We start from the raw sequence: 19,803 nt of genomic DNA, 5'->3' as shown, positions 1-19,803 counted from the left end.
TCCGAGGCCCCTGTCCGGCACTGCCGGGACCGCGGCCCGCAGATCACAGAATTTGAGTGAGTTTCACGTTCAATGTAACTTCGGACACACTGAAAGATCCCGTCACACGTCCACAACCGGCCACGCCGCTCCCCCGGCTCGACCGGGCGGAGAAAGGCCTCCTCGTGAACGGCTTGGCCCTCTCGCTCGTCCTCGCCGCCGCCGTCGTGCACGCGTTCTGGAACTTCTCCGCGAAGCGGGTCGGAGACGGCGGGGCGCCGTTCGTCTTCCTCTACTACACCGTTGGGGCCGTCGTTTTCGCCCCGGCGGCGGCGGTCTTCCTGGTCCTCTCCCCTCAGCGTCCTGAATGGACGTGGCTCCTCGCGGCGCTGGGGACCGCGCTCCTGCACGTGGCGTATGGAATCGTGCTCCAGCGCGGGTATGCGGTCGGTGACCTGTCGGTGGTGTACCCCCTGGCCAGGGGGACGGGGCCGCTGCTGTCGGTGCTGGCGGCGGTCCTCTTCCTCGGTGAGGACCCCGGCGCGGCGGGGCTGGCCGGCGCACTCCTGGTGATCGCCGGTGTCCTGGTCGTCAGCAGCGGCGGACCGGCGGCGGACGGCGCCTCGCCCGCGCGGCGCCGCGCGGGCGTCTTCTACGGCGTGCTGACGGGGGTCGTGATCGCGGGCTACACGCTGTGGGACGCCCACTCGGTCACCGGGCTCGGCGTCCCGCCGCTGGTCTACTTCGGCGTCGGCACCCTCGTCCAGAGCCTGCTCCTCGCGCCGCACGCCCTGCGGAACCGGACGCGGGTCGCCCGGCTGTGGCGCGGCCACCGCCGCGAGGCGCTGACCATCGGCCTGCTGTCGCCGGTGGCGTACCTGCTCGTGCTCTTCGCGCTCCGGATGGCGCCGGTCAGCCTGGTCGCCCCGGCCCGCGAGCTGAGCATCGTGCTCGGCGGGCTGGCCGCGTGGCGGGTCCTGGGCGAGGCGCACGCCGTCCGGCGGCTGGCGGGTTCGGCCGTGGTGCTGGCCGGGATAGCCGCCATCGCGATGGCCTGACTCCGCCGAGGCTCGACCGCCGTCAGAAGGCGACGGCGACCTTGCCTCGGGCGTGGCCGCGCTCGACGTGGCGGAGGGCCTCGGGGAGTTCGGTGAACGGGTAGGTCCGGTCGATGACGGGGGTGACCCGTTCCTTCTCCATCAGCTCCGCCAGGAACCGCAGGTCCGTGGAGTTGGGCTTCCATCCGACGTTGGCGATGCGCTGTCTGACGAAAGGGGAGGCCAGGGCGCCGCGGACGATCTGCCCCGCGGGTCCGAGCAGCCCGCCGCGGGGCGAGGCGATGCCGCCGACGATCACGAGGGTCCCGCGGGAGGTCAGGCAGCGCCGCAGCCGGGTCAGCGACCGGTCGCCGACGATGTCCAGGAGCAGGTCGTAGTGCCCCTTCCGTTCGGTGAAGTCCTCCCGGGTGTAGTCCACGACATGGTCCGCGCCCAGGGAGCGGACCAGTTCGAGGTTGCGGGTGCTGCACACTCCGGTGACCTCGGCCCCGAACGCCTTGGCGAGCTGGACGGCGAACGTGCCGACGCCGCCCGAGGCCCCGTGGACGAGGACCCGCTGCCCGGCGGAGATCCGGCCCGTGTCCCGCAGCCCCTGCAGCGCGGTGTGCCCGGCCATCGACACCGACGCCGCCTGCTCGAAGGTGAGGCGGGCGGGCTTGACGGCCAGCCGGTCCTGCGGGACGGCGACGGCCTCGGCGAACGAGCCCAGGCGGACCTCCCCGAAGACCTCGTCGCCGGGACGCAGCCCGGTCACCGCGTCGCCCGTCCGTTCCACGACGCCGGCGAGGTCGGCGCCGAGGACCAGGCCGGGCCTCGGCCTCCGCAGGCCGTAGGTGAGCCGCACCAGCTTCGGGTCGGCCCGAAGGTGGCGCCAGTCGTAGGGGTTGACGGACGCCGCCCGCGTGCGGACGAGCACCTCGTCCGGGCCGATGTCCGGTTCCCCGACGTCCTTGAGGGCCAGCGCGTCCGGCGGGCCGTAGCGGTCCCAGGTCCAGGCCTTCATGGCGGCTTCCTTCCGTTGGGCGTGCTCACCGGGATGGGCGTTGGACCGATCGGCCGTCGTACGTCGTAAGGTTGTCATACGTCGTAAGGTAATCGTACGCCGTAAGGCGGTCAAGAGGGAGGAAGCGGATACCGCTCGGAGACGACGGACGGCGCGCTCAGGTGCGGCCGGAGAGGATCACGAAGCGGCGGCGCGGCGCCGCTCCAGCCCTTCGAGGATCAGGTCGAGGGCGAACTCGAACTCGAACTGGTCGTCGCAGAAGCCCAGGGTGCCGTCCGGGTCGTCGTGGACGGCGTCCGCGAGCATCCCCGCGAGGTTCGGGAACCGGTCGGCCATCTGCTCCATCGCCGCGGCGTCGTCGGCCGGTGCGTCGCCGGGCTGGAACAGCTCCTGGGCGAACCCGAGGGCTCGGCTGCCCAGGACGTGCAGCGCGCGGTGCGCCAGGTCGAAGGAGAAACCGCCCGCCCGGAGAAGGCCCACGACGTGGTCGTAGTAGGCGATGACGGCGGGGCTCATGGTGGGGCGGGTGGCGATCAGTTGCGGTGCCCAACGGTGACGGAGGAGAACCTCCCGGGCGGCGAGGATCCGCGCGCGCAGAGCCGCCCGCCAGTCGCGCTCGGGGGGCGGGGCGTCGGCCTCCTCCACCGCCGCCATGATCTCGTCCAGGACCACCTCGACGAGACCGTCGAAGACGGCCTCCTTGTTGGCGACGTGGTGGTACAGCGACATCGCCTCGACGCCGACCTCCTGCGCGAGCCGGCGCATCGTGAGCGAGTCGAGCCCGTCGCGGTCGGCGAGGCCGGCGGCCGCGCGCAGCACCCGCCTGCGGCTCAGCGGGATGCGCGGCCGCTCGGCCACCTCGTCGGCGTCGGTCCGTGGAGTCATCGATCTTCCTCCCGGCGCACTCTACCCGTACACGGTAAGCCTCCCGGAGACCTTCCCGCGCTGGGCGAGGGAACCCTGATCGCCCGGTTCGTCTAAGGGCGCGGGAGGGGGTCCGCGCGATCCGGGCGGTACGGGGCGAGGAGTGGGGACGGGCCGCCGTCGATCTCCTGGGCCACCAGGGCGGCCAGGTGGGGGGCGAGGGTGATGCCGCTGTGGGTGACGACCGTGTACAGGCCGGGGGCCTGGAAGCCGATGAGGGGGTAGCCGTCCACAGGCAGGGGGCGGACGCACCTTCGTACTTCGGCGACCTCCGCGTTCAGGTGCGGGATGAGCGCGCGGGCGCGGGCGTGCAGTTCGCCGCCCACCGCCCGGATCAGTTCCGGGGAGGCGGACTCGTCCACGCCGGCGTCCAGGTCGTCGGCCTCCAGGTTCAGTCCCCCGGCCTCGGACTGCCTGACGGACAGGCCGGGGGCGTGGACGAGGCCGTTGACGACGGTCTGCGACGCGGACGTGATGGCGACGAGGCACGGGGCGGCCGAGCCCGGCTCGGAGGGGTCCACCAGCGGGAGGGTGACCCCGGCCGTGGCGAGGAGCTTGGGGCTGCGCCAGCCCGCGGCGCAGATCGTGAGGTCGGCGTCCAGGTCGCGGCCGTCGTCCAGCCGCACGCCGGTCACGCGGTCGCCGTCGGTGGTGAGGCGCATCGCGCGGTGGCCCGTCACGAGGGCGGCGCCCGATTCCCGGGCGCGGCCGGCCAGCGCCCGCGCGGCGGGGCCTCCGTGCACGTGGCCCTCGTCGGGGTAGTGCACGATGAGCGCGTCCCCTGGCACGCGGATGTGCGGTTCCAGCTCGCCCACCTGGCCGGGGCCGATCAGGTCGGCGGCGTAGCCGAGGGCGGTGAGGCGGGCGACCCGGTCGGCCAGCCGCTCCTTGGCGTCGTCGGTGGTCGCCCACGTGACGTTGCCCGGCGGGCGGTACCAGTCCGGGTCGCCGAACCCGGCCGCCAGGTCGCGCCAGGCGGACATCGCCGCGGTCCGGAACCGGTGGTAGGACGGGTCGGAGGGGTCGTTGGCGTTGATCCAGGCGTAGCTCGTGCCGGACGTCCCGGCGCCGGGCTCCTCCCCTTCGACCACCGTGACCTCGTGCGCCGGAAGCGCGGGGCCTCCGGCCGCCGGACGGGTGAGGCGGTCCGCGAGGGCGGCCCCGACGATCCCCGCACCCACGACCAGTACGCGCATGCCCTCAGAATGACATCCGCCCCCCGAGAGAGCGAGGGCCCTTCGTCCCCGGCCCCGTTCTGCGGTCGGCGGAATCGCTGGGGCCCCGCGGGGATGCCGATCTACGATGTGCGCATGGCCGAGACCGCGCGACCGCTCACGCCCGCCGACGACATCGAGAAGCCGCACGAGCATGCGCCGCACCGGCCCGCCGCGGCGCGCCCGCCGGCCGAGCCGCTGTGGCGCGACGCGCTCGGCCAGTGCCTGCGGCGCGCACGGCTCGAACGCGGCGAGATCCTGGTGGAGACCGCCCGCCGGGCGGGGGTCTCACCGCAGTACCTCTCCGAGATCGAGCGCGGCGTGAAGGAGCCGTCGAGCGAGATGATCGCCGCCGTCGCCGGCGCCCTCGACATGACGCTCGGCGACCTGACGCTGGCGATCGCGACGGGCCTGCTGGCCGTGCCGGCCGGAGCGGCTCCGGCCGGCCCGACCTGCCAGGCGGCGTACGCCCTCGCCGCGTAGCCGGTCGCGCTACGCGGGCATCGGCTGCCGCTCCTCCAGGACGTGGTCGATGAGGCCGTACTCCAGCGCCGCGTTCGCGGTGAAGACGCGGTCCCGGTCGGTGTCGGCGCGCAGGGTCGCGACGTCCTGCCCGGTGTGCCGGGCGAGGATGCCCTCGATGTCCGCGCGGACGCGGACGACCTCGTCGGCCTGGAGGATGAGGTCCGGGATCGCCCCGCGGCCCTGCCCGATCGGCTGGTGCAGGACGACCCGGGTGTGGGGCAGGGCCGCGCGCTTGCCGGGGTCGCCGGCCGCCAGGAGCACGGCGCCGACGGCGACCGCCTGGCCCACGCACGTCGTCGCCACCGGCGCGCGGATGTAGCGCAGCGTGTCGTACACGGCGAGCATCGCGCTCGGGTCTCCGCCCTCGCAGTTGATGTACAGCTGGATGTCGCGCTCGGGGTTGTCGGACTCCAGGTACAGCAGCTGCGCGACGAGGGCGTTCGCCACGCCCGCGTCGATGGCGGTGCCGAGGTAGATGATCCGCTCGGTCAGCAGATGCGAGTAGACGTCCATGATCCGTTCACCGCGGGGGTGCTGCGCGATGACGTTCGGGATCGTGTAGGTGCTCATCGCGCGTCTCCTCCGGACGGTGCGCCGAGCCCGACGGGGCGGCGGCGGGTGGGCATGACCTCGTCGAACGTGCTGACGATCGCGTCGATGAACCCGTAGTCGAGCGCCTCCTGCGCGGTGTACCAGCGGTCGTGCAGCGAGTCCTCGAAGACGCGCTCGATGGGCTGGCCGGTGTCCTCTGCGATGAGGCCGAGCACCGTGTCCCGGGTGTGGCGCAGGTCGTTGGCCTGCAGTTCGATGTCGACGGCGGCGCCCGCGATCCCGGCGGAGCCCTGGTGCATCAGCACGCGGGCGTGCGGCATCGCGCGGCGCTTGCCGGGCGTGCCGGACGACAGCAGGAACTGCCCGGCGCTGTAGGCGATGCCGAGCACCAGCGTGGACACGTCGCACGGGATGAGCCGCATGACGTCGCGGATCGCCAGCATCGACGGCACCGACCCGCCGGGCGAATGGATCCACAGCGCGATGTCGGTCGAGGAGTCCTCCCTCGCCAGGGTCATCAGCTGCGTCGCCAGCAGCGTGCCGTTGTCGTCGTCCAGCGGGCCGTCGAGCACGAGGACGCGCTGCTGGTAGAGCTCGCTCCGCACGCGTTCGTTGAACAACGGGATTGACTGTTCCTCGCTCATGCCCTTCACTCTGCGCCCGCCCGCGGACCGGTGACAGCCTGATCTGCCCTCGGCGGATCCGCTCAGAGCAGCGCGCCCCACAGGCGCGAGGACATGTTCCCTGGTCAGAGCGGGTATCAGCAGGATTCCGGACGTGGGGCCGAGACGGACTCGGGGGGAGTTTTGCGCGAGGAGAGCAGCGGCATGGACGCCGAGAGGGACGTCGAGCGGCGCGTCCAGCGCGTCGGCACCGGCGCGAGCGACAGGCCCGGGACGCTGGAGACGGAGGCCGGCCCGGGCATGGGCGAGGCCGAGAGCGACGTCCGCGAGCGCGTCCAGCACCTCGGGACGGGCGGGCACGGCGACCTCGGAGACCGGGCGCCGGAGTCGGAGGGCGCCGAGGCCCGAGCGGACGTGCGGCGGCGCGTCCAGGGCGTGGGCACGGGCGCGAGCGAGGCCGCCGGGACGCTCGGGACGGACCCGGCGCCCGACACCGGCGGCGCGCGCAGGGACGTCGAGCGGCGGGTCCGGCACCTCGGGACGGGCGCGAGCGGCACCGCCGGAGACAGGACGGCAAGCGAGGAGTGAAGACCTGCCGCGTCGCCGGACTCAGGAAGGCGTGGAGGCGGTGAGCGGAGAAGAGGCCGCCGGGGTGGGAGCCGTCGTCGCGGTGAAAGAGGCGTAGCCGGCGACGGTGCGGGGCGGGGGCCCGTCCACTTCTTCGCCGGGCGGCCGGTTCTCGGGCATGCTCGCCTGGTCCCCGTCGGGTTCTTCCGCAAGCGGCATGACTCGTCTCCCCGAGGCGGCCGAAGTGATCGGTCCGCTCTACCGCACCGCGCCCGGTCTAAACATTCCCCTGGTCGTCAGGGCGGCGCGCCGGCCCGCCGGGGCGCATCCGCCAGGGGCTCGGGATCAGGGTGCGGGCGTGGGCGGCGGCTGCGAGGTGGGCCGGGTCGCCGGTCCGGTCGAAAGCTTCGACGGCGGTGTCGGTGAACTTCAGGACGTGCTCGTCGCCGTGGTCCGCCGCGCGTTCCAGCGCTGCGGCGGGGGTGAGCCCGGCGGGTTCCGGATGCGGGGCCGGATCGGCGGGGGCGTAGGTCGCGACGATCGCGGCGGCCGCCGCCCACGCGGCCGCGAAGCCGCCCGTCCACAGCCGCGCCGGCAGCACCGGCAGGATGTGCCGGACGGCGTTCGGGGCCGTGGCGGCGTGCACCAGCAGGACGGGCGCGGCGCGGCCGAGGCCGAGGTACGCCGAGACCGCCGCGTCGACGAGGGATTCGAGGCGCTCGGGCACCTCCTCGGCCGACGCCGGGCCGCGCAGCCGGCGGACGCTCGCCGGCCAGCCGGACGTCCCGGCGAGCCGGTCCAGGCGGTGCGCGATGTATCCGCTCTGGTCCGCCAGGCGCGCGACGCCGCGGAGGGCGTCGGCCGGTGCGAGCACTCCCCCGGGCGGGACTGTCCCCGGCAGCTCGCGGTACCGCGCGGCCCAGAAGGCGAGCCCGTGCGCGAGCTCCTCGACCAGCTCCGGCGCGGGCGAGGCGCCGGGGGCGTCGCGCAGGGCCCGTACGGCGTGCCCGACCCGGATGACGCCGTGCGTCGACCCCGCCACGATGCCGGGGAGCAGGCGCGGCCACCATTCGGTGAGGACGTCCGTCCACGGCCGCTCGCGCAGCTCGGTGCGGAAGAAGCGCGTCCAGGCGGGCAGGCGCCGGGCGGACCCGAGCGCCGCGCGCCAGTCGCGGCGGGAGATCTCCGCGCCGGAGGAGGGCGGCTCCGCGAGGCGCCGCACGTAGCGGTCGAGCCAGCGGTCGACGTCGACGTCCAGGCCGCGCCGCACGATGACCTCGACCGCCATCGGCCCGTGGTTGGTCATCCCGTGGTCGCCCTCCTCGTCGCCGCCGAACTCCGGGCCGTAGGCGTGAAGGCGCTGGTAGGACTCGAGCAGGCGGTCATGCGCTGTGGTCATGCGGGCAGTGTCCGCCCGCCGCCGGGACCGGGGCGACGATTAGGCTCTGCCCTAATCGAAGGGGCGGTCGGTGATCCACCTGCATTTCACCGCGGCCGACCTCGGCCGCGTCCGGTTCGCGTCGTCGCCGCTGTGGGAGTGCGTCGCCAGCGTGCGCACCCTCCAGAGCGCGCGCGACGGATGGCACCTGCACCGCGCGTGGTGCGACCGGTTCCGCGCCCGGGTTCACGAGCGGCTCCCGCCGCACGTGATGGAGCTGCTCACGGCGCTGGTGCGGCCCGCCGGCTACATCCCCGACTTCCTGGTCCCCTCGCCGCCCCGGCGTCCAGAAGATGATGCGCGACCTGCACCCGTCGGTCGGGTTCGCGGACGGCGTCATCCGGGTCGTCAAGGACTACGAGGGGCACGCCGACCTCGGCGGCCGCGGGCTGGTCCTGGTGCCGTGCGCGTTCGCCTGGCCGGACGTCATCGTCCTCACCGCGCGGCCGAACGTCCCGACCGTGTCCTACGCGCCCCGCGGCGTCGGCAGGCTCTGGGCCCGGCGCCCCACCCCCGCCGCCGCGGCGCTCGCCGAGGTGCTCGGGCGGACCCGCGCGGCCCTCCTGGCGCAGCTGGACCTCCCGATGTCGACCACCCAGGCCGCCGCGCAGCTCGCCCTGTCGGCGCCCTCGGTCAACGCGCACCTCCAGGCTCTGCGGGCGGCGGGCCTGCTCGCGGCTCGGCGCGACGGGCGGCGCGTCCTGTACTCCAGGACGGAGCTGGGCGACCGGCTCCTCGCGGGCCGCTGACTCAGCGGGAGCTGCTCTGCGTGGCGCGGTAGTGGGAGGGCGAGACGCCGTAGAGGCCGCGGAACGCCTGGCGGAGCGCCTCCTCGCTGCCGAACCCGCAGCGGGCGGCGATCGTCTCCACGGTCAGCGCCGTGCCGGTCAGCAGGTGCGCGGCGGCCTCGCCGCGCGCCCGGCGCACGAACCGCCCCGGGCTCATGCCGAGCTCGGCCATGAACAGGCGGGACAGATGGCGCCGGCTGACGCCCGCGCGGGCGGCCAGCGCCGCCGTCGACAGGTCCGCCGCCGGGTTCCCGGCGATGTGCGCGACGGCGTCCTGGACGAGGGAGTGGCGTGCCGAGGGCGCCGTGAACATGCTCATCTGCGCCTGGTTGCCGGGCCGCTGCAGGTAGGTCACGAGTTGCCGCGACACGCTCCGGGCCAGGTCCGGACTGACGTCGGCCTCTATGAACGACAGCGTGAGGTCCAGGGCGGCGGTCACTCCGGCGGACGTGCACACTCCCCCGTCCGTCACGAAGATCGGTCCGCTGTCGAACTCGACGGCCGGGAACCGGCCCGCCAGGTAGTCGGCGTGCTCCCAGTGCGTCGACGCGCGGCGCCCGTCCAGGAGCCCGGCGGCGGCGAGCACCCCGGCGCCGGTGCACACCGACGCCACGCGGCGGGACTCCAGGCCGAGCCTGCGCACGTGCGCGACCAGCCGCCCGTCCTCCATCGCGTCGACATAGCCGATGCCCCCGGACACCACCAGCGTGTCGAGCGGCCCGGTGACCCGCTCCAGCGAGCACTGCGCCTGGAGCGTCAGGCCCGTCCCGGTGTGGATCGGCCGGCCGCCCGGCGAGGCGAGCGAGACGTCGTAGACGCCCCGGCGGTTCAGGAAGTTGGCCACCTGGAGCGCCGAGACGACGCAGGCGATGTCCAGCAGTTCGGCCGCCGGGTAGCCCACCACGAGGACGCGGCGCAGTTCGTGCATACCGCCACGGTATTGCCCGTCGGCGTCTCTATCACCTATGTCCGATAGACCGCTACCCCAAGTTTTCGGACCTCCCCGCGTCCGGAGCTGGCGGGGCCGGGCCCGGCGCGCCGAGAGTGATGCCATGGCTACCTCGTCCCACACCCTGGACTCCGATTCACGGGCCGCCGCCCGCCCGCGCGCCTCATGGCGGCGGCTCACCCTGCACTACGTCGAGATGGTGCTCGCGATGTTCGCCGGGATGATCGTCCTCGGCGCGCTCCGCGCGGCTCTCGGGCTGACCGTCGACTTCGACGCGCATCCGGGCGCCCACTACCTGCTCATGGCCACCGACATGGCGGTCGGCATGGCCGCCTGGATGCGCCTGCGCCGCCACGGCTGGGGCTGCACACTGGAGATGTGCGCCGCGATGTACGTTCCGGCGGTGCTGGTCCCGCTCGTCTGGGCCGGCGTCATGAGCGGGATGGCGTTCATGACGGCCGCGCACGTCCTGATGATGGTCGCGATGCTCGCCGTGCTGCTCCGGCGCCGGCGCGAGTACCACCACTGAGGCCGCCGCCATGACCGCACCCGAGACCACGGTCGTCATCCCGCTGTACGACCGCTTCACCGCGCTGGACGTCGTCGGCCCGTACCAGATGCTGGCGCTCACGCCCGGCGTGCGCGTGGTGTTCGCCGCCGAGCAGGCGGGCCCCGTGCGCGACGACTGCCGCACCCTCCAGATGACCGCCGTCGGCCTCGACGAGGCGCCGCGCCCGGACGTGGTGGTCGTCCCCGGCGGCCCCGGCACCGTCCACGTCCTGGAAGGGGCGCTCCCGGACTGGCTGCGCGACGTCCACGCCACCACCCGCTGGACGGCCTCGGTGTGCTCCGGGTCGCTCATCCTCGGCGCCGCGGGCCTCATCAAGGGGCTGCGCGCGACCACCCACTACCGGCACCTGGACAAGCTCCCCCTCTTCGGGGCCGACCCGACGCCGGAGCGCGTCGTGGTCGACGAGGACGCCCGCATCGTGACCGCCGCGGGCGTCTCCAGCGGGATCGACATGGCGCTGCGCCTCGTCGAGCTCCTCACCGACACGCGGACCGCCCAGGCCGTGCAGCTCTGGACGGAGTACGACCCGCAGCCCCCGTTCGACGCCGGCTCCCCGGCGCGCGCTCCCGAGGACGTCGTGGAGCTGGCCGCCGAGTACGAGGCGGCCGCGCTGGAGGACGCGATGCGGGCGCGCTGACCCGCGAGCGCGGCGGCCCGCGAGCAGGCCGCCGCCTCGACGGTCGCGGGGGCGCCGCCGAGGCGCGTCCCGGCCGCCCTCCGGGCCGCCGCGCCCTACAATTCCACGGGTGACCGCCTACAGTGATCTTGATCCGTTCGGGGACCTGGACGCCTCCGCGCTGCCCCCGCGCCAGCAGCGGATCCTGGCGATGATCCGCGACTGGGCGGTCAGGTACGGGTACGCGCCGAGCACGCGCCAGATCGGCGACGCCGTCGGCCTGCGGTCGCCGTCGTCGGTGTCGCGCCATCTGGCGAGCCTGGAGGACAAGGGGTTCCTGCGGCGCGGCGCCGCGGTCTCCCGGCCGATCGACGTGCGCATGTTCCTGCCGGACCGTCCGGCGCGCGAGTCCGCCGACGGCCCGGTGACCGTGCCCGTCGTCGGGGACATCGCGGCCGGCGTCCCCATCCCGGCCGAGGAGCACGCCGACGACACGCTGGTGCTGCCCCGCGAGCTGACCGGGCGCGGCACCGTCTTCGGCCTGCGCGTGCGGGGCGACTCGATGATCGACGCCGCGATCTGCGACGGCGACATCGTCGTGGTGCGCCGGCAGCCCGAGGCCCACTCGGGCCAGATCGTCGCCGCCATGATCGACGGCGAGGCCACCGTGAAGGTGTACCGGCGCCGCGAGGGCCACGTCCTGCTCGAACCCCGCAACCCCGCCTACGACGTGATCGACGGCGACGAGGCGACCGTCCTCGGCATCGTCGTCTCGGTCCTCCGCAACGTCTGACCGCCGCGGCGCCGGCGCCTGCCCGCCCCCTCAGAAGACGATGAAGATCACCCGGAAGCGGCCGCCTCGGAACAGGTAGCGGACGTACAGGGCGGACAGCCCCGCGATCGCGAGCCCCACGAAGCCCGCGCCGACGGCGGCGTGGGTGAAGAAGAAGAGGCTCGCCAGCGTGCAGAGCGCGGTCACGCCCAGCCACCACCAGAAGTAGAACCCCATGTACGTGGTCTTCGGGTGCGCCAAGGGAGTGTTGTGGTCTGACATGGCCGCTCCGTGTCTCGATGGGTGCGGGGCAATCCACGCCAGGCTTCCCGATGACTCCCTCGATCGGCAGCAATGCTGGACAACTCTGGAATGCATTGACATTCACCGATGGATGGCGTGTCACCGTCCAGGGGAAATGATGCAGGTGCGCCATACCGATGAGTAGTTTCCGCTGTCGTGGCGACCGGTCCTCGGCGGGCGTCCCCGCCGGTCAGATGCCGTCCACCACCTCCGCCGCCCTCCTCATCTGGCACTTCGCAAAGGCCGTCGGCGACGCCGTCGCGGTATCGCCGTGATCGATTTCGGCGCGGGATGAGAGTTCGTTATTTACGGCGTTGACCCACCTATCCCGATAGCGCGAAAGTTGGGCCGTTATGGAGCCATCGTGCGCAGAGGTCAACACCGCACGGTGAAGATCCAGGAATGGGGGACGGCATGGCCGTACCGAACCGTTTTCTCCGCCGTGTGACGGCCGGCGGCGTCGTGCTGGCGCTCCTCGCCGGCTGCGGTGGCGGGCCGGCGTCGAGGAAGGACCTCTGCGACGCGTACGGCAAGTACCAGAAAGAGGTCTCGCGGCCGCACTTCCTCTCCAACAAGGGGGTGTTCGACGCGCTGCGGGACCTCGGCGACACCGCCGAGCGCTACGAGGGGAACGCCTCGGTGCGGCAGGCGGGGCCGGCGCTCAAGAAGATGGGCGAGTCGGACTCCTACCGGCCGATGGAGGCCGAGTACCGCGCCCTCCCGATACGGGCGGAGTGCAGGACCGGCTGAACACCGCACCCGGCCGCTCACGGCGGCCGGGGCGTCCCGACGGCGGCCGGATCGACGGTGATCCGGCCGCCGTCAGTGCTGGGCGGCGAAGCCGAGCACGACGACCGCCAGCAGGAGGAGCCCGATGACGGCCACGGCGAGGAGGGAGATGCCGCCGCCTATCTCGATGTTGCTGTTCCGATAGGTGTCGCGCCCCGACGCCTGGAACGTCCCTCCGCTGACGTCTCGGACGTCCATGCGCACGCTGTTGCTCTGGGGCTGCGGGCGGGCGCGCTCGATCGCGGCGTCCAGCGATCGGGCGAAGGCCTCGTCACGCTCGGCGCCCTGGCGCAGCAGTGCCCGCACCCCCTCGTCGCGCCGCGGGTCCGCGGCGAACACCTCGAACGCCGCCAGCCGGTCGTGCAGCAGGAACCACCGCCTGACCAGGTCGTGCAGATCGGCCGCGCCCGCCGCGGCCGCCGGGTCCACGACGGCCGCGGCGAGCACCTCGACGGCCTCGGACGCCAGTCTCTCCGCCCGCATGGGGGCCTCCCTCCCGTTCATGCGGACGTCGGGCAGACGCGGGCCTGCCCGTTCGGGGCCAGGAGCTGCGCGTCCCCCCAGACCGCCCTGTAGTCGCCGCCGTACTCGCTGCCGTTCCTGGAGGTGATCAGCGTGACTCTCAGGTAGAGGGTGGCGTAGGCCGAGACGTCCTGGTCGAACTCGGCCGGCTTGCCCGGGCTCACCGTCTTGTGGTCGATCACCCTCTGATCGTCACCGAGCAGGGCGAACTCGGTGCTCGCCCTCACGTCCTCGTCGTCCGGCATGCCGGCCAGCGCCGTGAAGCGCTTGTACCGCTTGCTGGGAGTCAGGACGATGAGGCGGGCGCGGCCGACCTCGGACACCGGCATGAAGACGCTGCGGGCGCACTGCCGCCCGGCGAGGCGCGCCCCGGCTTGGGGCGCCGAACCGCCGGTGGAGACGCGGATCTGCTCCTCGGGCAGGTCGCGCAGGAAGACCGGTTCGACGGCGGTGGCGGGCGGCTTCCGCTGAACGGTCTCCGTGTTCTCCGGCCGGTAGTAGCGTCCGCCGGGCACCTCCGTCGACACGTGCGCGACCAGCGCCCCGTTGAGCACGATGATGAACGCCGCGCCCACGACCGCGCTGAACCCTCCCGCGTTCAGCGTGAAGCTGCGGTTGTGGGTCATGTGCGCGTCCCGCCCGGCCGCCTGCGCGCTGATGCTCCCGCGCCCGGCACCGCTCGGCGCCGGCTGCCATGCGCCCCGCAGGACGATCACGGCCGTCAGCATCAGCGCACCGGCGAACCCGGCCCACACCCAGTCGCCGCCGAATATCCGGCCCGCCGCTCCGGCGCCCAGGCACAGCAGCACCAGCACCGCCTTCAGCAGCGCACGGCGCGCACGGCGGGGGCGGGGCCCGCCCATGGACGCCTCCACTCCCACGCCGTCGCCCGATCGGGCCCTGGTCGTCATAGGTACAGATCCCTCCCCGCGATCGTCGAGTCGGAGATCCTCGCGTCCCCCCCGATGTTCAGGTAGACCCCACTGGGCGGCCGCGGCGCGTCGCCCGCACGGTCGGCCGGACGTTCGACGGGCTCGCCGCCCTCGGCGGCCAGCCTCGCCGCGATCCCGTCCTCACAAGGCACATGGAGCCACGCCCGCAGCGTCGACTCCTTCTCCCTCACCACGGTGGGGTGGAAGGCGGCGGGGTCGAGGTCCTCGTAGCCGTACCCGACGACGGTCTTGTGGACGGTTTCGGAGAGCAGGTAGGCGACCGGGCCGTCCGCCTGCGCGAGGGCCGCCCTCAGGACGCGGGCCTCGTTCAGCCGGAAGGTCTCGTCGACGCCGGCACCGACGAACCCGTACTCGTCCTGGAACGCCTGCCCGATGTTGACCGCGACGCGCAGCCGCGGCGGGTGGGGTCCGGTGGGCGCCGTGCTCGACAACCGCAGCAGCCCGGAGACGATGACCTTCGGCGGCACCGGATCCGGCACCGAAAGCGGCCACAGCATGAGGACCCCGTCCCCCCGGTCGAGGTGGACGCACGCCGTCCACGCCGACCCCAGCGCCTGCTCCAGCCAGGCGTACATCTCCTGCCGCGCCCAGCGCCTCCCCATGTCGTTGCGGGACGCGCTGCCCTTCATATCGGCGACCGCCATCACCGCGGTCTGCGGATACTCGGTCATGCTCGGGCGACCTCCTGTGGTATCGCGAGCCGCATTTCGGCTCGGCCCCGCGGACTCCTGACCGAAAGGCGTCCGATTCGCCTTCATCTTGCTCAGTCCCCCCAAGGCGCGGGCGGCGTGCGGGCCGGGTAGCTTGTGCCCCGCTCCGGCAGGGAAGCGAAAATTTCCGCCATTCCCCATGAAACCGCAGGCCAGATAATTGATCACTGATCTTGAAAGGGCCGGCCCCGCGCACCGGAGGCCGGAGGAACGCAGGGAGATCGGCCGGGGAAATGGCGCACTTGCGCCATTCAGCACTTCCGCTGGCCGGCCTCCTCCAGGAGTCGCGCGAGCCCTGCGGGGTCGGCCACGCTGACGGTCCCGTGACCGGTGACGACGAGGCCGCGCCTCCTGAGCTCGGTCAGCGCCCGGACCACCGAGCTGCGCGACACCCCCAGCACCTCGGCGATCTCCCGCTGGAACCGGACCGGCGCCCCGCCCGCGCCGACGGCCGGGCGGGCCAGCAGGTTCGCCACCCGGACCAGCGTCGGCCCGCGGTCGGTCCCCCTGATCGCGTCGGCGCTGCGCAGCCGATGGGCCAGCACCCGCAGCAGCGCGCGGGTGATGCCCTCGTGCCGCCGCATCACCCGGTCGAACGCCTCGTGCGAGAGCTGCACGACCTGCCCCGGCCGGACGATCCGCACCGTGGCGGAGTGCGGCCGGCCGTCGACCAGCGACAGCTCGCCGAGGATGTCGCCCGGTACCCGCGACGCGAGCCACCGCTCCCCCTCGCACGCGCGCGTCACCACCTCCGCGTGCGCGGTCAACAGGATCGCGATCCTCGGTGAGCGGCGTCCCTCACTGTAGATGCCGGCACCCGCCGGAACGAGCCGGACGACGCCGGCGGAGATCAGTTCCCGCTTTTCCTCGGCGCGCAACTGCTGAAGGAAAGGACGCCCCGCCAGCTCCCCGCCCATAAGCGACGTCATTCTCCTGGTACCTTCCTTATCGGCCGCCGTCGGCCGCAGTGGTCGCCCCTTTACCGCGCCCGCCCAGCGGGGGCCGGGGCCGTTCTCCTGTTGACGAGCATCGGACGAGCGTCGAATGAGCAATGACAGCCCGCGAAAGCGCCGGTGGAACATCGACCATGTCGCTGAGGACCTCGACCACGCCGACAAGGACGCCGACCACGGCGACGGGAGCGCCGGCCGGGCCGCCGAGGAATCCGCCCGCGCCGGCGGGGATTCCGGCGGCGCCGAACGTGCCGCCCTCCGGAACGGAGCCCGGCGCGCGGCGGCGCCCAAGCGCGTTCTCGTGATCGCGGACGAGTGGTTCCCCGCGCGCGGCGGCCTGAGCTCGCTCAACCGCCACCTGTGTGCGGCGCTGGCCGCGGCGGGGGCGGAGGTGCACTGCCTGGTGCCCGGCGCCTCCGCCGAGGAGCGGGCCGACGCGGCGGCTTCCGGCGTCCGCCTGCTGGAGGCGCGGCGGAGCCCCGGGACGAGCGAGCGCGAGGCTCTGATGCGCAGGCCGCCCCTCCCGCCGGGGACGGAGCCGGACGCGGTCATCGGGCACGGCCGGGTGACCGGCCCGATCGCGAACGCGGTCACCGAGGACCACTATCCCCGCGCCGCCCGGTTCCACCTCGTCCACATGGCCCCCGACGAGATCGAGTGGTACAAGCTCGACGGCGGGAACGACGCCGGCCTGCGGGCGGACACGCGCAGCCGCATCGAACTGGACCTCGCCCGCGACGCCACCGCCGCCGTGCCCGTGGGGCCGCGGCTGCACGGCTGGCTGGCGCGGGACCTGCCGGCGGGCCGCGACGGGCACCGCGCCAGGCTGATCCAGCTCGATCCGGGCTTCGACATGGCCGGGCCGCCCGAGCGCGGGATCCGGGCCGGTCGCCCGCTGGTCATGATCATGGGCCGGATGGACGACGTGCGGCTCAAGGGGGTGGATCTGGCCGCCAGGGCGATCGGCCGGGCGCGCGGGCTGTACGCGGGCGCCGCGGACTGGGAGCTGCTCGTGCGCGGAACCCCCGCCGGCACCGAGCAGGCGCTGCGCACGCAGGTGCTCGGCTGGATCGGCGACCCCTCCGCCTCCGTGACGGTGCGCCCGTACTCCGCCGAGACCGCCGCGATCCAGGAGGACCTGGACCGGGCCAGCCTGCTGCTGATGCCCTCCCTGGTGGAGGGCTACGGGCTGGTCGGGCACGAGGCGATCGTCAACGGGACGCCCGCGCTGATCAGCGCCAACAGCGGGCTGGCGGAGCAGGTGGCGAAGGTGGCGCCGGACCACGCCGGCGCGCTCGTCGTGCCGGTGCGGCACCGGGTGGAGGAGGACGTGCCCGCCTGGGGCCACCGCATCGCCGCGGTGATGGGCGACCGCGAGGCCGCCTTCGCCCGGGCGGCCCGCGCCCGCCGGGCCCTCGCCGAGAAGGCGAGCTGGGCCATGGCGGTCGACCGCCTGCTCACCGTCCTGTGACCGATCCGCCATGGCCCGCCTTCGCCCAACCGGCCTCCAGGAGAGCAGAAGGCGGGCCCGGTCCGGGCCGAGGCTGGAAGCCGCTGGACGGCTCTGGACGGCGGCGCCGCTAGGACGCCTCGTCCTCCGCCCCCGCACGGGCCGGGTCGGCGAGCGGTTGCCCCATCGCCTCGAACATGGCCGCCGCCTCCGCGCGGTACGTCCGGCCCAGGGCCGGGTTTCCGGCCGCCTCGTGGGCCGCGGCGAGGTCCCGCAGGACGTGCGCGGTCCAGAAGCGGTCGCCGAGCAGGCGGTCGAGCTCCAGCGACCGCTCGAACAGCGCGATCGCCTGTTCCGGCCGGTTCAGCCGCCGCTCGATCCGTCCGAGGCACCGCAGCGCGTCGGCCTCGCCCTCCGCGTAGCCGAGCCGCCGGTACAGGGCGAGAGCCCTGCGCCCGAGCGGCAGGGCCTCCTCGTGCCGGCCGAGCCGCTCGCGCTGCTTCGTCACGTGGGTCAGCCCGTCGGCGCGGGCCAGCAGGTCGCCGACCGCGGTGGACGCGCGCAGCGCCCGCTCCGCCTGCCCGAGCGCCTCGGGTAGGTCGCCCAGGGAGTCGTGCAGCCGGGTGAGCGACAGGTGCGCCTGGAAGACGCCCCTGGCGTCGCCGATGGCCGAGCACTCCGCCAGCGACGTCCGCAGCAGCGGCAGCGCCTCGTCCTGCCGGCCCAGCCTGGTCAGCCCGTCGCCGAGGAGCCGCATCGAGGTGGCCTGGACGGCGCGGTCCCCGGCGCGCAGCGCGGCCTCCAGCCCGATCCGGTGCAGCGCCACCCTCTCGGCGCGCCGCCCGCTGCGGCGCAGGAAGACGGTCGCGGCCCAGGCGAGCCCCCAGACGTGCCGGTCGAAGCCCTCGGCCGCGGCCTGCCTCATCGCGGCCTGGAGCGCGGGCATCTCGGCGGCGAACCACGCCATCGCCTCCGGCCGGTCCCGGAGCGGGGGGCCGGGGCGATCCGGGACGGCGGGCGGGAGGTCGGCCTCCCGGCACGGCTCGAGCGCCCGGGCGGCCCGGACCGCGGTGCCCAGGTAGTGGTCGAGGAGGCGCTCCGTCGCCTTCCCGCGTTCTTCCGCGGGGTCGCCGCCGGCCAGCTCGCGGGCGAACTCCCGCAGCAGGTCGTGGGCGGAGAACCGGCCGAGGGCACCCTCGGTGAGGAGGTTGGCGCGGGTCAGGGCGTCGAGTTCGGCGGCCGGCGGCCCGCCGGCGCCGAGCAGTGCCCGGCAGGCGTGGGCGTCGACGTCGGGGTAGGGCCCGATCAGCCGGAAGAGCCGGGCCGCCCGCTCGGGGAGCAACGCGTAGGAGGCGCGGAACACCGTGCGCGGGTCGAGGTCGAGGGAGCCCTCCCCCAGCGCGCCGAGCCGGTCGGGCGCCTCGCGTAACCGGGACGCGAGGGCGGCGAGCCGCCAGTCCGGGCGGTCGGCGGCGCGGGCCACGACCACGCATAGCGCGAGCGGCAGCCCGGCGCACAGGTCGATCAGCTCGTCCGCGGCGCCGGTCTCGGCGGCGACCCGCGCCGGGCCGAGCCAGCGCCGCAGCAGCTCGCGCGCCTCCGCGCGGGGCAGCACCGGAACGGTGACGCGATGCGCGCCCTCCCGCACCACCAGGCCGTCGAGCCGGTCCCGGCTGGTGACGATCACCAGGCTGTGGCGGGTGCCGGGCAGCAGGGGCCGGACCTGGTCGGACGACCTCGCATCGTCCAGCACGACCAGCGTCCTCCGGCCGGCCAGGAGGGTGCGGTAGAGCGCGCTCTTCTCGTCGAGGCCGTCCGGGATCGACTCCGGCGCGGCGCCCAGCGCGTGCAGGAACCGGTGCAGCGCCTCACCCGGGTCGAGCGGGCCCTCCGGATCGAAACCGCGCAGGTCGATGTGCAGCTGGCCGTCCGGGTAGCGCTCCTTCACCCGGTGCGCCCACCACAGGGCCAGCGTGGTCTTGCCGACCCCGGGCGCGCCGTCGATCGCGGCGATCGTCGTGGTGACGCCGCCCGGGTCCTCCAGCAGGGCCGCGAGCCGGGCGAGCTGGGCGTCCCGCCCGGTGAAGCGCTCCGTCACGCACGGCAGCTGGCGCGGCACCGCCGCCTCGGCGCCGCGCGGTCCGCGCTGCTGCGCGACCTCGATCTCGTCGCGCAGCGTGCTCAGCCGGCGGCGCGCCTCGCCGCCCGCGTCCAGGGCGGTGAGCAGCTGGTCGAGGACGGAGGTGGGCGGCAGCGTCGTGCCGTTCAGATAGGCGTAGACGCTGCTCCGCGAGACGTTGGTCCGCCGGGCCAGCTCCGCGCGGTCCACTCCGCGCCCCTGTCGCCGCTCCCGGTCGAAGAGGAGGTGGTTCAGCTGCTGGGCCAGCTCGCGCCGCATCTCCCCCGGGTCGTCGGCGGGCCTGCGAGACACCATGGCCCTCCGCGCTCGTCTCTCCCCACAGCGGGCTCAGCGTATTACGGGCCATTCCGGCTCAACCTCCCTTCGCGGTGACTTCGCTGGCCGGAAGAGGTCCGAGCGGCGCG

At 74.1% G+C, this 19,803-nt stretch carries 23 protein-coding genes; 9 read left to right on the top strand and 14 right to left on the bottom strand.

Annotated features, from left to right (window positions below; translation table 11 throughout):
- The first annotated feature begins 164 nt into the window (after positions 1-164).
- On the top strand, positions 165-1,037 hold the full coding sequence (locus K4S16_RS34210) for a DMT family transporter (RefSeq protein WP_149263212.1): 873 nt from the start codon (positions 165-167) through the stop codon (positions 1,035-1,037).
- A 22-nt stretch (positions 1,038-1,059) separates the two neighbouring features.
- Here K4S16_RS34210 and K4S16_RS34205 read toward each other — a convergent pair whose 3' ends face one another.
- From K4S16_RS34205 to K4S16_RS34195, 3 genes are all read right to left on the bottom strand, one after another.
- Positions 1,060-2,040, bottom strand: a complete 981-nt coding sequence (locus K4S16_RS34205) for an NAD(P)-dependent alcohol dehydrogenase (protein ID WP_149263211.1) — start codon at positions 2,038-2,040, stop codon at positions 1,060-1,062.
- Between the two features lie 177 nt (positions 2,041-2,217).
- Positions 2,218-2,925 (bottom strand): TetR/AcrR family transcriptional regulator, encoded by a 708-nt coding sequence (locus tag K4S16_RS34200; RefSeq protein ID WP_149263210.1) that lies wholly within the window; start codon positions 2,923-2,925, stop codon positions 2,218-2,220.
- A 92-nt stretch (positions 2,926-3,017) separates the two neighbouring features.
- On the bottom strand, positions 3,018-4,160 hold the full coding sequence (locus tag K4S16_RS34195) for an FAD-binding oxidoreductase (RefSeq protein WP_160161125.1): 1,143 nt from the start codon (positions 4,158-4,160) through the stop codon (positions 3,018-3,020).
- A gap of 114 nt (positions 4,161-4,274) precedes the next feature.
- Between K4S16_RS34195 and K4S16_RS34190 the strand changes: the two genes are divergently transcribed.
- Positions 4,275-4,661 carry a helix-turn-helix domain-containing protein gene (locus K4S16_RS34190; RefSeq protein ID WP_149263208.1) on the top strand — a complete coding sequence of 129 codons (387 nt, stop codon included), beginning with the start codon at positions 4,275-4,277 and terminating at the stop codon, positions 4,659-4,661.
- A gap of 9 nt (positions 4,662-4,670) precedes the next feature.
- On the opposite strand, the gene K4S16_RS34185 is transcribed toward K4S16_RS34190, so the two are convergent.
- Together K4S16_RS34185 and K4S16_RS34180 are read right to left on the bottom strand one after the other, a co-directional pair.
- Positions 4,671-5,273 (bottom strand): ClpP family protease, encoded by a 603-nt coding sequence (locus K4S16_RS34185; protein ID WP_149263207.1) that lies wholly within the window; start codon positions 5,271-5,273, stop codon positions 4,671-4,673.
- Positions 5,270-5,899 (bottom strand): ClpP family protease, encoded by a 630-nt coding sequence (locus K4S16_RS34180; protein WP_149263206.1) that lies wholly within the window; start codon positions 5,897-5,899, stop codon positions 5,270-5,272. Before K4S16_RS34180 ends, K4S16_RS34185 begins: the two co-directional genes overlap by 4 nt.
- Positions 5,900-6,082: 183 nt before the next feature.
- On the opposite strand from K4S16_RS34180, the gene K4S16_RS34175 reads away from it, so the two are divergent.
- A complete protein-coding gene (locus K4S16_RS34175; RefSeq protein WP_149263205.1) occupies positions 6,083-6,466 on the top strand; it encodes a hypothetical protein in 384 nt (127 codons plus the stop codon).
- A 21-nt stretch (positions 6,467-6,487) separates the two neighbouring features.
- Here K4S16_RS34175 and K4S16_RS44630 read toward each other — a convergent pair whose 3' ends face one another.
- Together K4S16_RS44630 and K4S16_RS34170 are read right to left on the bottom strand one after the other, a co-directional pair.
- The gene (locus K4S16_RS44630; RefSeq protein WP_160161124.1) at positions 6,488-6,664 is read right to left on the bottom strand and encodes a hypothetical protein; all 177 of its coding nucleotides are present in this window, start codon (positions 6,662-6,664) and stop codon (positions 6,488-6,490) included.
- A gap of 58 nt (positions 6,665-6,722) precedes the next feature.
- Entirely contained in the window at positions 6,723-7,844 is a 1,122-nt protein-coding gene (locus K4S16_RS34170; protein ID WP_149263204.1) for a questin oxidase family protein, read from the bottom strand.
- Positions 7,845-8,176: 332 nt separating this feature from the next.
- Here K4S16_RS34170 and K4S16_RS46005 point away from each other — a divergent pair, with 332 nt between their 5' ends.
- Positions 8,177-8,632, top strand: a complete 456-nt coding sequence (locus K4S16_RS46005) for a helix-turn-helix domain-containing protein (RefSeq protein WP_235037250.1) — start codon at positions 8,177-8,179, stop codon at positions 8,630-8,632.
- Position 8,633: 1 nt separating this feature from the next.
- Here the strand turns inward: K4S16_RS46005 and K4S16_RS34160 are convergent, their stop codons facing one another.
- Positions 8,634-9,599 carry a GlxA family transcriptional regulator gene (locus K4S16_RS34160; RefSeq protein ID WP_149263203.1) on the bottom strand — a complete coding sequence of 322 codons (966 nt, stop codon included), beginning with the start codon at positions 9,597-9,599 and terminating at the stop codon, positions 8,634-8,636.
- A 124-nt stretch (positions 9,600-9,723) separates the two neighbouring features.
- On the opposite strand from K4S16_RS34160, the gene K4S16_RS34155 reads away from it, so the two are divergent.
- The 3 genes from K4S16_RS34155 to lexA all read left to right on the top strand — a co-directional run bounded on the left by K4S16_RS34155 (position 9,724) and on the right by lexA (position 11,600).
- Positions 9,724-10,149, top strand: a complete 426-nt coding sequence (locus K4S16_RS34155) for an LPXTG cell wall anchor domain-containing protein (protein WP_235037249.1) — start codon at positions 9,724-9,726, stop codon at positions 10,147-10,149.
- Between the two features lie 10 nt (positions 10,150-10,159).
- Entirely contained in the window at positions 10,160-10,828 is a 669-nt protein-coding gene (locus tag K4S16_RS34150) for a DJ-1/PfpI family protein (protein WP_149263202.1), read from the top strand.
- A 109-nt stretch (positions 10,829-10,937) separates the two neighbouring features.
- Positions 10,938-11,600, top strand: a complete 663-nt coding sequence (lexA, locus tag K4S16_RS34145) for a transcriptional repressor LexA (RefSeq protein ID WP_149263201.1) — start codon at positions 10,938-10,940, stop codon at positions 11,598-11,600.
- Between the two features lie 30 nt (positions 11,601-11,630).
- Here the strand turns inward: lexA and K4S16_RS34140 are convergent, their stop codons facing one another.
- On the bottom strand, positions 11,631-11,861 hold the full coding sequence (locus K4S16_RS34140) for a hypothetical protein (RefSeq protein ID WP_149263200.1): 231 nt from the start codon (positions 11,859-11,861) through the stop codon (positions 11,631-11,633).
- 435 nt (positions 11,862-12,296) lie between these two features.
- On the opposite strand from K4S16_RS34140, the gene K4S16_RS34135 reads away from it, so the two are divergent.
- The gene (locus tag K4S16_RS34135) at positions 12,297-12,632 is read left to right on the top strand and encodes a hypothetical protein (RefSeq protein WP_149263199.1); all 336 of its coding nucleotides are present in this window, start codon (positions 12,297-12,299) and stop codon (positions 12,630-12,632) included.
- 72 nt (positions 12,633-12,704) lie between these two features.
- On the opposite strand, the gene K4S16_RS34130 is transcribed toward K4S16_RS34135, so the two are convergent.
- The 4 genes from K4S16_RS34130 to K4S16_RS34115 all read right to left on the bottom strand — a co-directional run bounded on the left by K4S16_RS34130 (position 12,705) and on the right by K4S16_RS34115 (position 15,785).
- Entirely contained in the window at positions 12,705-13,154 is a 450-nt protein-coding gene (locus K4S16_RS34130) for a hypothetical protein (protein ID WP_149263198.1), read from the bottom strand.
- A gap of 17 nt (positions 13,155-13,171) precedes the next feature.
- The gene (locus K4S16_RS34125) at positions 13,172-14,104 is read right to left on the bottom strand and encodes an NPCBM/NEW2 domain-containing protein (RefSeq protein WP_149263197.1); all 933 of its coding nucleotides are present in this window, start codon (positions 14,102-14,104) and stop codon (positions 13,172-13,174) included.
- On the bottom strand, positions 14,101-14,817 hold the full coding sequence (locus K4S16_RS34120; RefSeq protein WP_149263196.1) for a hypothetical protein: 717 nt from the start codon (positions 14,815-14,817) through the stop codon (positions 14,101-14,103). Before K4S16_RS34120 ends, K4S16_RS34125 begins: the two co-directional genes overlap by 4 nt.
- A 290-nt stretch (positions 14,818-15,107) precedes the next feature.
- Positions 15,108-15,785, bottom strand: a complete 678-nt coding sequence (locus tag K4S16_RS34115) for a Crp/Fnr family transcriptional regulator (RefSeq protein ID WP_160161123.1) — start codon at positions 15,783-15,785, stop codon at positions 15,108-15,110.
- A gap of 115 nt (positions 15,786-15,900) precedes the next feature.
- On the opposite strand from K4S16_RS34115, the gene K4S16_RS34110 reads away from it, so the two are divergent.
- On the top strand, positions 15,901-17,280 hold the full coding sequence (locus tag K4S16_RS34110) for a glycosyltransferase family 4 protein (protein ID WP_149263194.1): 1,380 nt from the start codon (positions 15,901-15,903) through the stop codon (positions 17,278-17,280).
- Between the two features lie 109 nt (positions 17,281-17,389).
- Here K4S16_RS34110 and K4S16_RS34105 read toward each other — a convergent pair whose 3' ends face one another.
- Positions 17,390-19,693: a tetratricopeptide repeat protein gene (locus K4S16_RS34105; RefSeq protein ID WP_200842281.1), complete on the bottom strand. Its 2,304-nt coding sequence runs from the start codon at positions 19,691-19,693 to the stop codon at positions 17,390-17,392.
- Between the last annotated feature and the right edge of the window lie 110 nt (positions 19,694-19,803).

Origin of the sequence: Actinomadura sp. K4S16, from assembly GCF_008327685.1 — a bacterium.
Classification (GTDB): domain Bacteria; phylum Actinomycetota; class Actinomycetes; order Streptosporangiales; family Streptosporangiaceae; genus Spirillospora.
This window is presented reverse-complemented; position numbering and strand designations above follow the sequence as displayed.

Excerpts from the sequence above, each read along its gene's own strand:
- K4S16_RS34105 (WP_200842281.1), bottom strand. The coding sequence starts at position 19,693 with ATGGTGTCTCGCAGGCCCGCCGACGACCCGGGGGAGATGCGGCGCGAG.
- K4S16_RS34190 (WP_149263208.1), top strand. The coding sequence starts at position 4,275 with ATGGCCGAGACCGCGCGACCGCTCACGCCCGCCGACGACATCGAGAAG.
- K4S16_RS34110 (WP_149263194.1), top strand. The coding sequence starts at position 15,901 with ATGAGCAATGACAGCCCGCGAAAGCGCCGGTGGAACATCGACCATGTC.
- K4S16_RS34150 (WP_149263202.1), top strand. The coding sequence starts at position 10,160 with ATGACCGCACCCGAGACCACGGTCGTCATCCCGCTGTACGACCGCTTC.
- K4S16_RS34115 (WP_160161123.1), bottom strand. The coding sequence starts at position 15,785 with ATGACGTCGCTTATGGGCGGGGAGCTGGCGGGGCGTCCTTTCCTTCAG.
- K4S16_RS34155 (WP_235037249.1), top strand. The coding sequence starts at position 9,724 with ATGGCTACCTCGTCCCACACCCTGGACTCCGATTCACGGGCCGCCGCC.
- K4S16_RS34175 (WP_149263205.1), top strand. The coding sequence starts at position 6,083 with ATGGACGCCGAGAGGGACGTCGAGCGGCGCGTCCAGCGCGTCGGCACC.
- K4S16_RS34185 (WP_149263207.1), bottom strand. The coding sequence starts at position 5,273 with ATGAGCACCTACACGATCCCGAACGTCATCGCGCAGCACCCCCGCGGT.
- K4S16_RS34140 (WP_149263200.1), bottom strand. The coding sequence starts at position 11,861 with ATGTCAGACCACAACACTCCCTTGGCGCACCCGAAGACCACGTACATG.
- K4S16_RS34120 (WP_149263196.1), bottom strand. The coding sequence starts at position 14,817 with ATGACCGAGTATCCGCAGACCGCGGTGATGGCGGTCGCCGATATGAAG.
- K4S16_RS44630 (WP_160161124.1), bottom strand. The coding sequence starts at position 6,664 with ATGCCGCTTGCGGAAGAACCCGACGGGGACCAGGCGAGCATGCCCGAG.
- K4S16_RS34135 (WP_149263199.1), top strand. The coding sequence starts at position 12,297 with ATGGCCGTACCGAACCGTTTTCTCCGCCGTGTGACGGCCGGCGGCGTC.
- K4S16_RS34170 (WP_149263204.1), bottom strand. The coding sequence starts at position 7,844 with ATGACCACAGCGCATGACCGCCTGCTCGAGTCCTACCAGCGCCTTCAC.
- K4S16_RS34200 (WP_149263210.1), bottom strand. The coding sequence starts at position 2,925 with ATGACTCCACGGACCGACGCCGACGAGGTGGCCGAGCGGCCGCGCATC.
- K4S16_RS34205 (WP_149263211.1), bottom strand. The coding sequence starts at position 2,040 with ATGAAGGCCTGGACCTGGGACCGCTACGGCCCGCCGGACGCGCTGGCC.
- K4S16_RS34125 (WP_149263197.1), bottom strand. The coding sequence starts at position 14,104 with ATGACGACCAGGGCCCGATCGGGCGACGGCGTGGGAGTGGAGGCGTCC.
- K4S16_RS34195 (WP_160161125.1), bottom strand. The coding sequence starts at position 4,160 with ATGCGCGTACTGGTCGTGGGTGCGGGGATCGTCGGGGCCGCCCTCGCG.
- K4S16_RS34130 (WP_149263198.1), bottom strand. The coding sequence starts at position 13,154 with ATGCGGGCGGAGAGACTGGCGTCCGAGGCCGTCGAGGTGCTCGCCGCG.
- K4S16_RS46005 (WP_235037250.1), top strand. The coding sequence starts at position 8,177 with ATGATGCGCGACCTGCACCCGTCGGTCGGGTTCGCGGACGGCGTCATC.
- K4S16_RS34160 (WP_149263203.1), bottom strand. The coding sequence starts at position 9,599 with ATGCACGAACTGCGCCGCGTCCTCGTGGTGGGCTACCCGGCGGCCGAA.
- K4S16_RS34180 (WP_149263206.1), bottom strand. The coding sequence starts at position 5,899 with ATGAGCGAGGAACAGTCAATCCCGTTGTTCAACGAACGCGTGCGGAGC.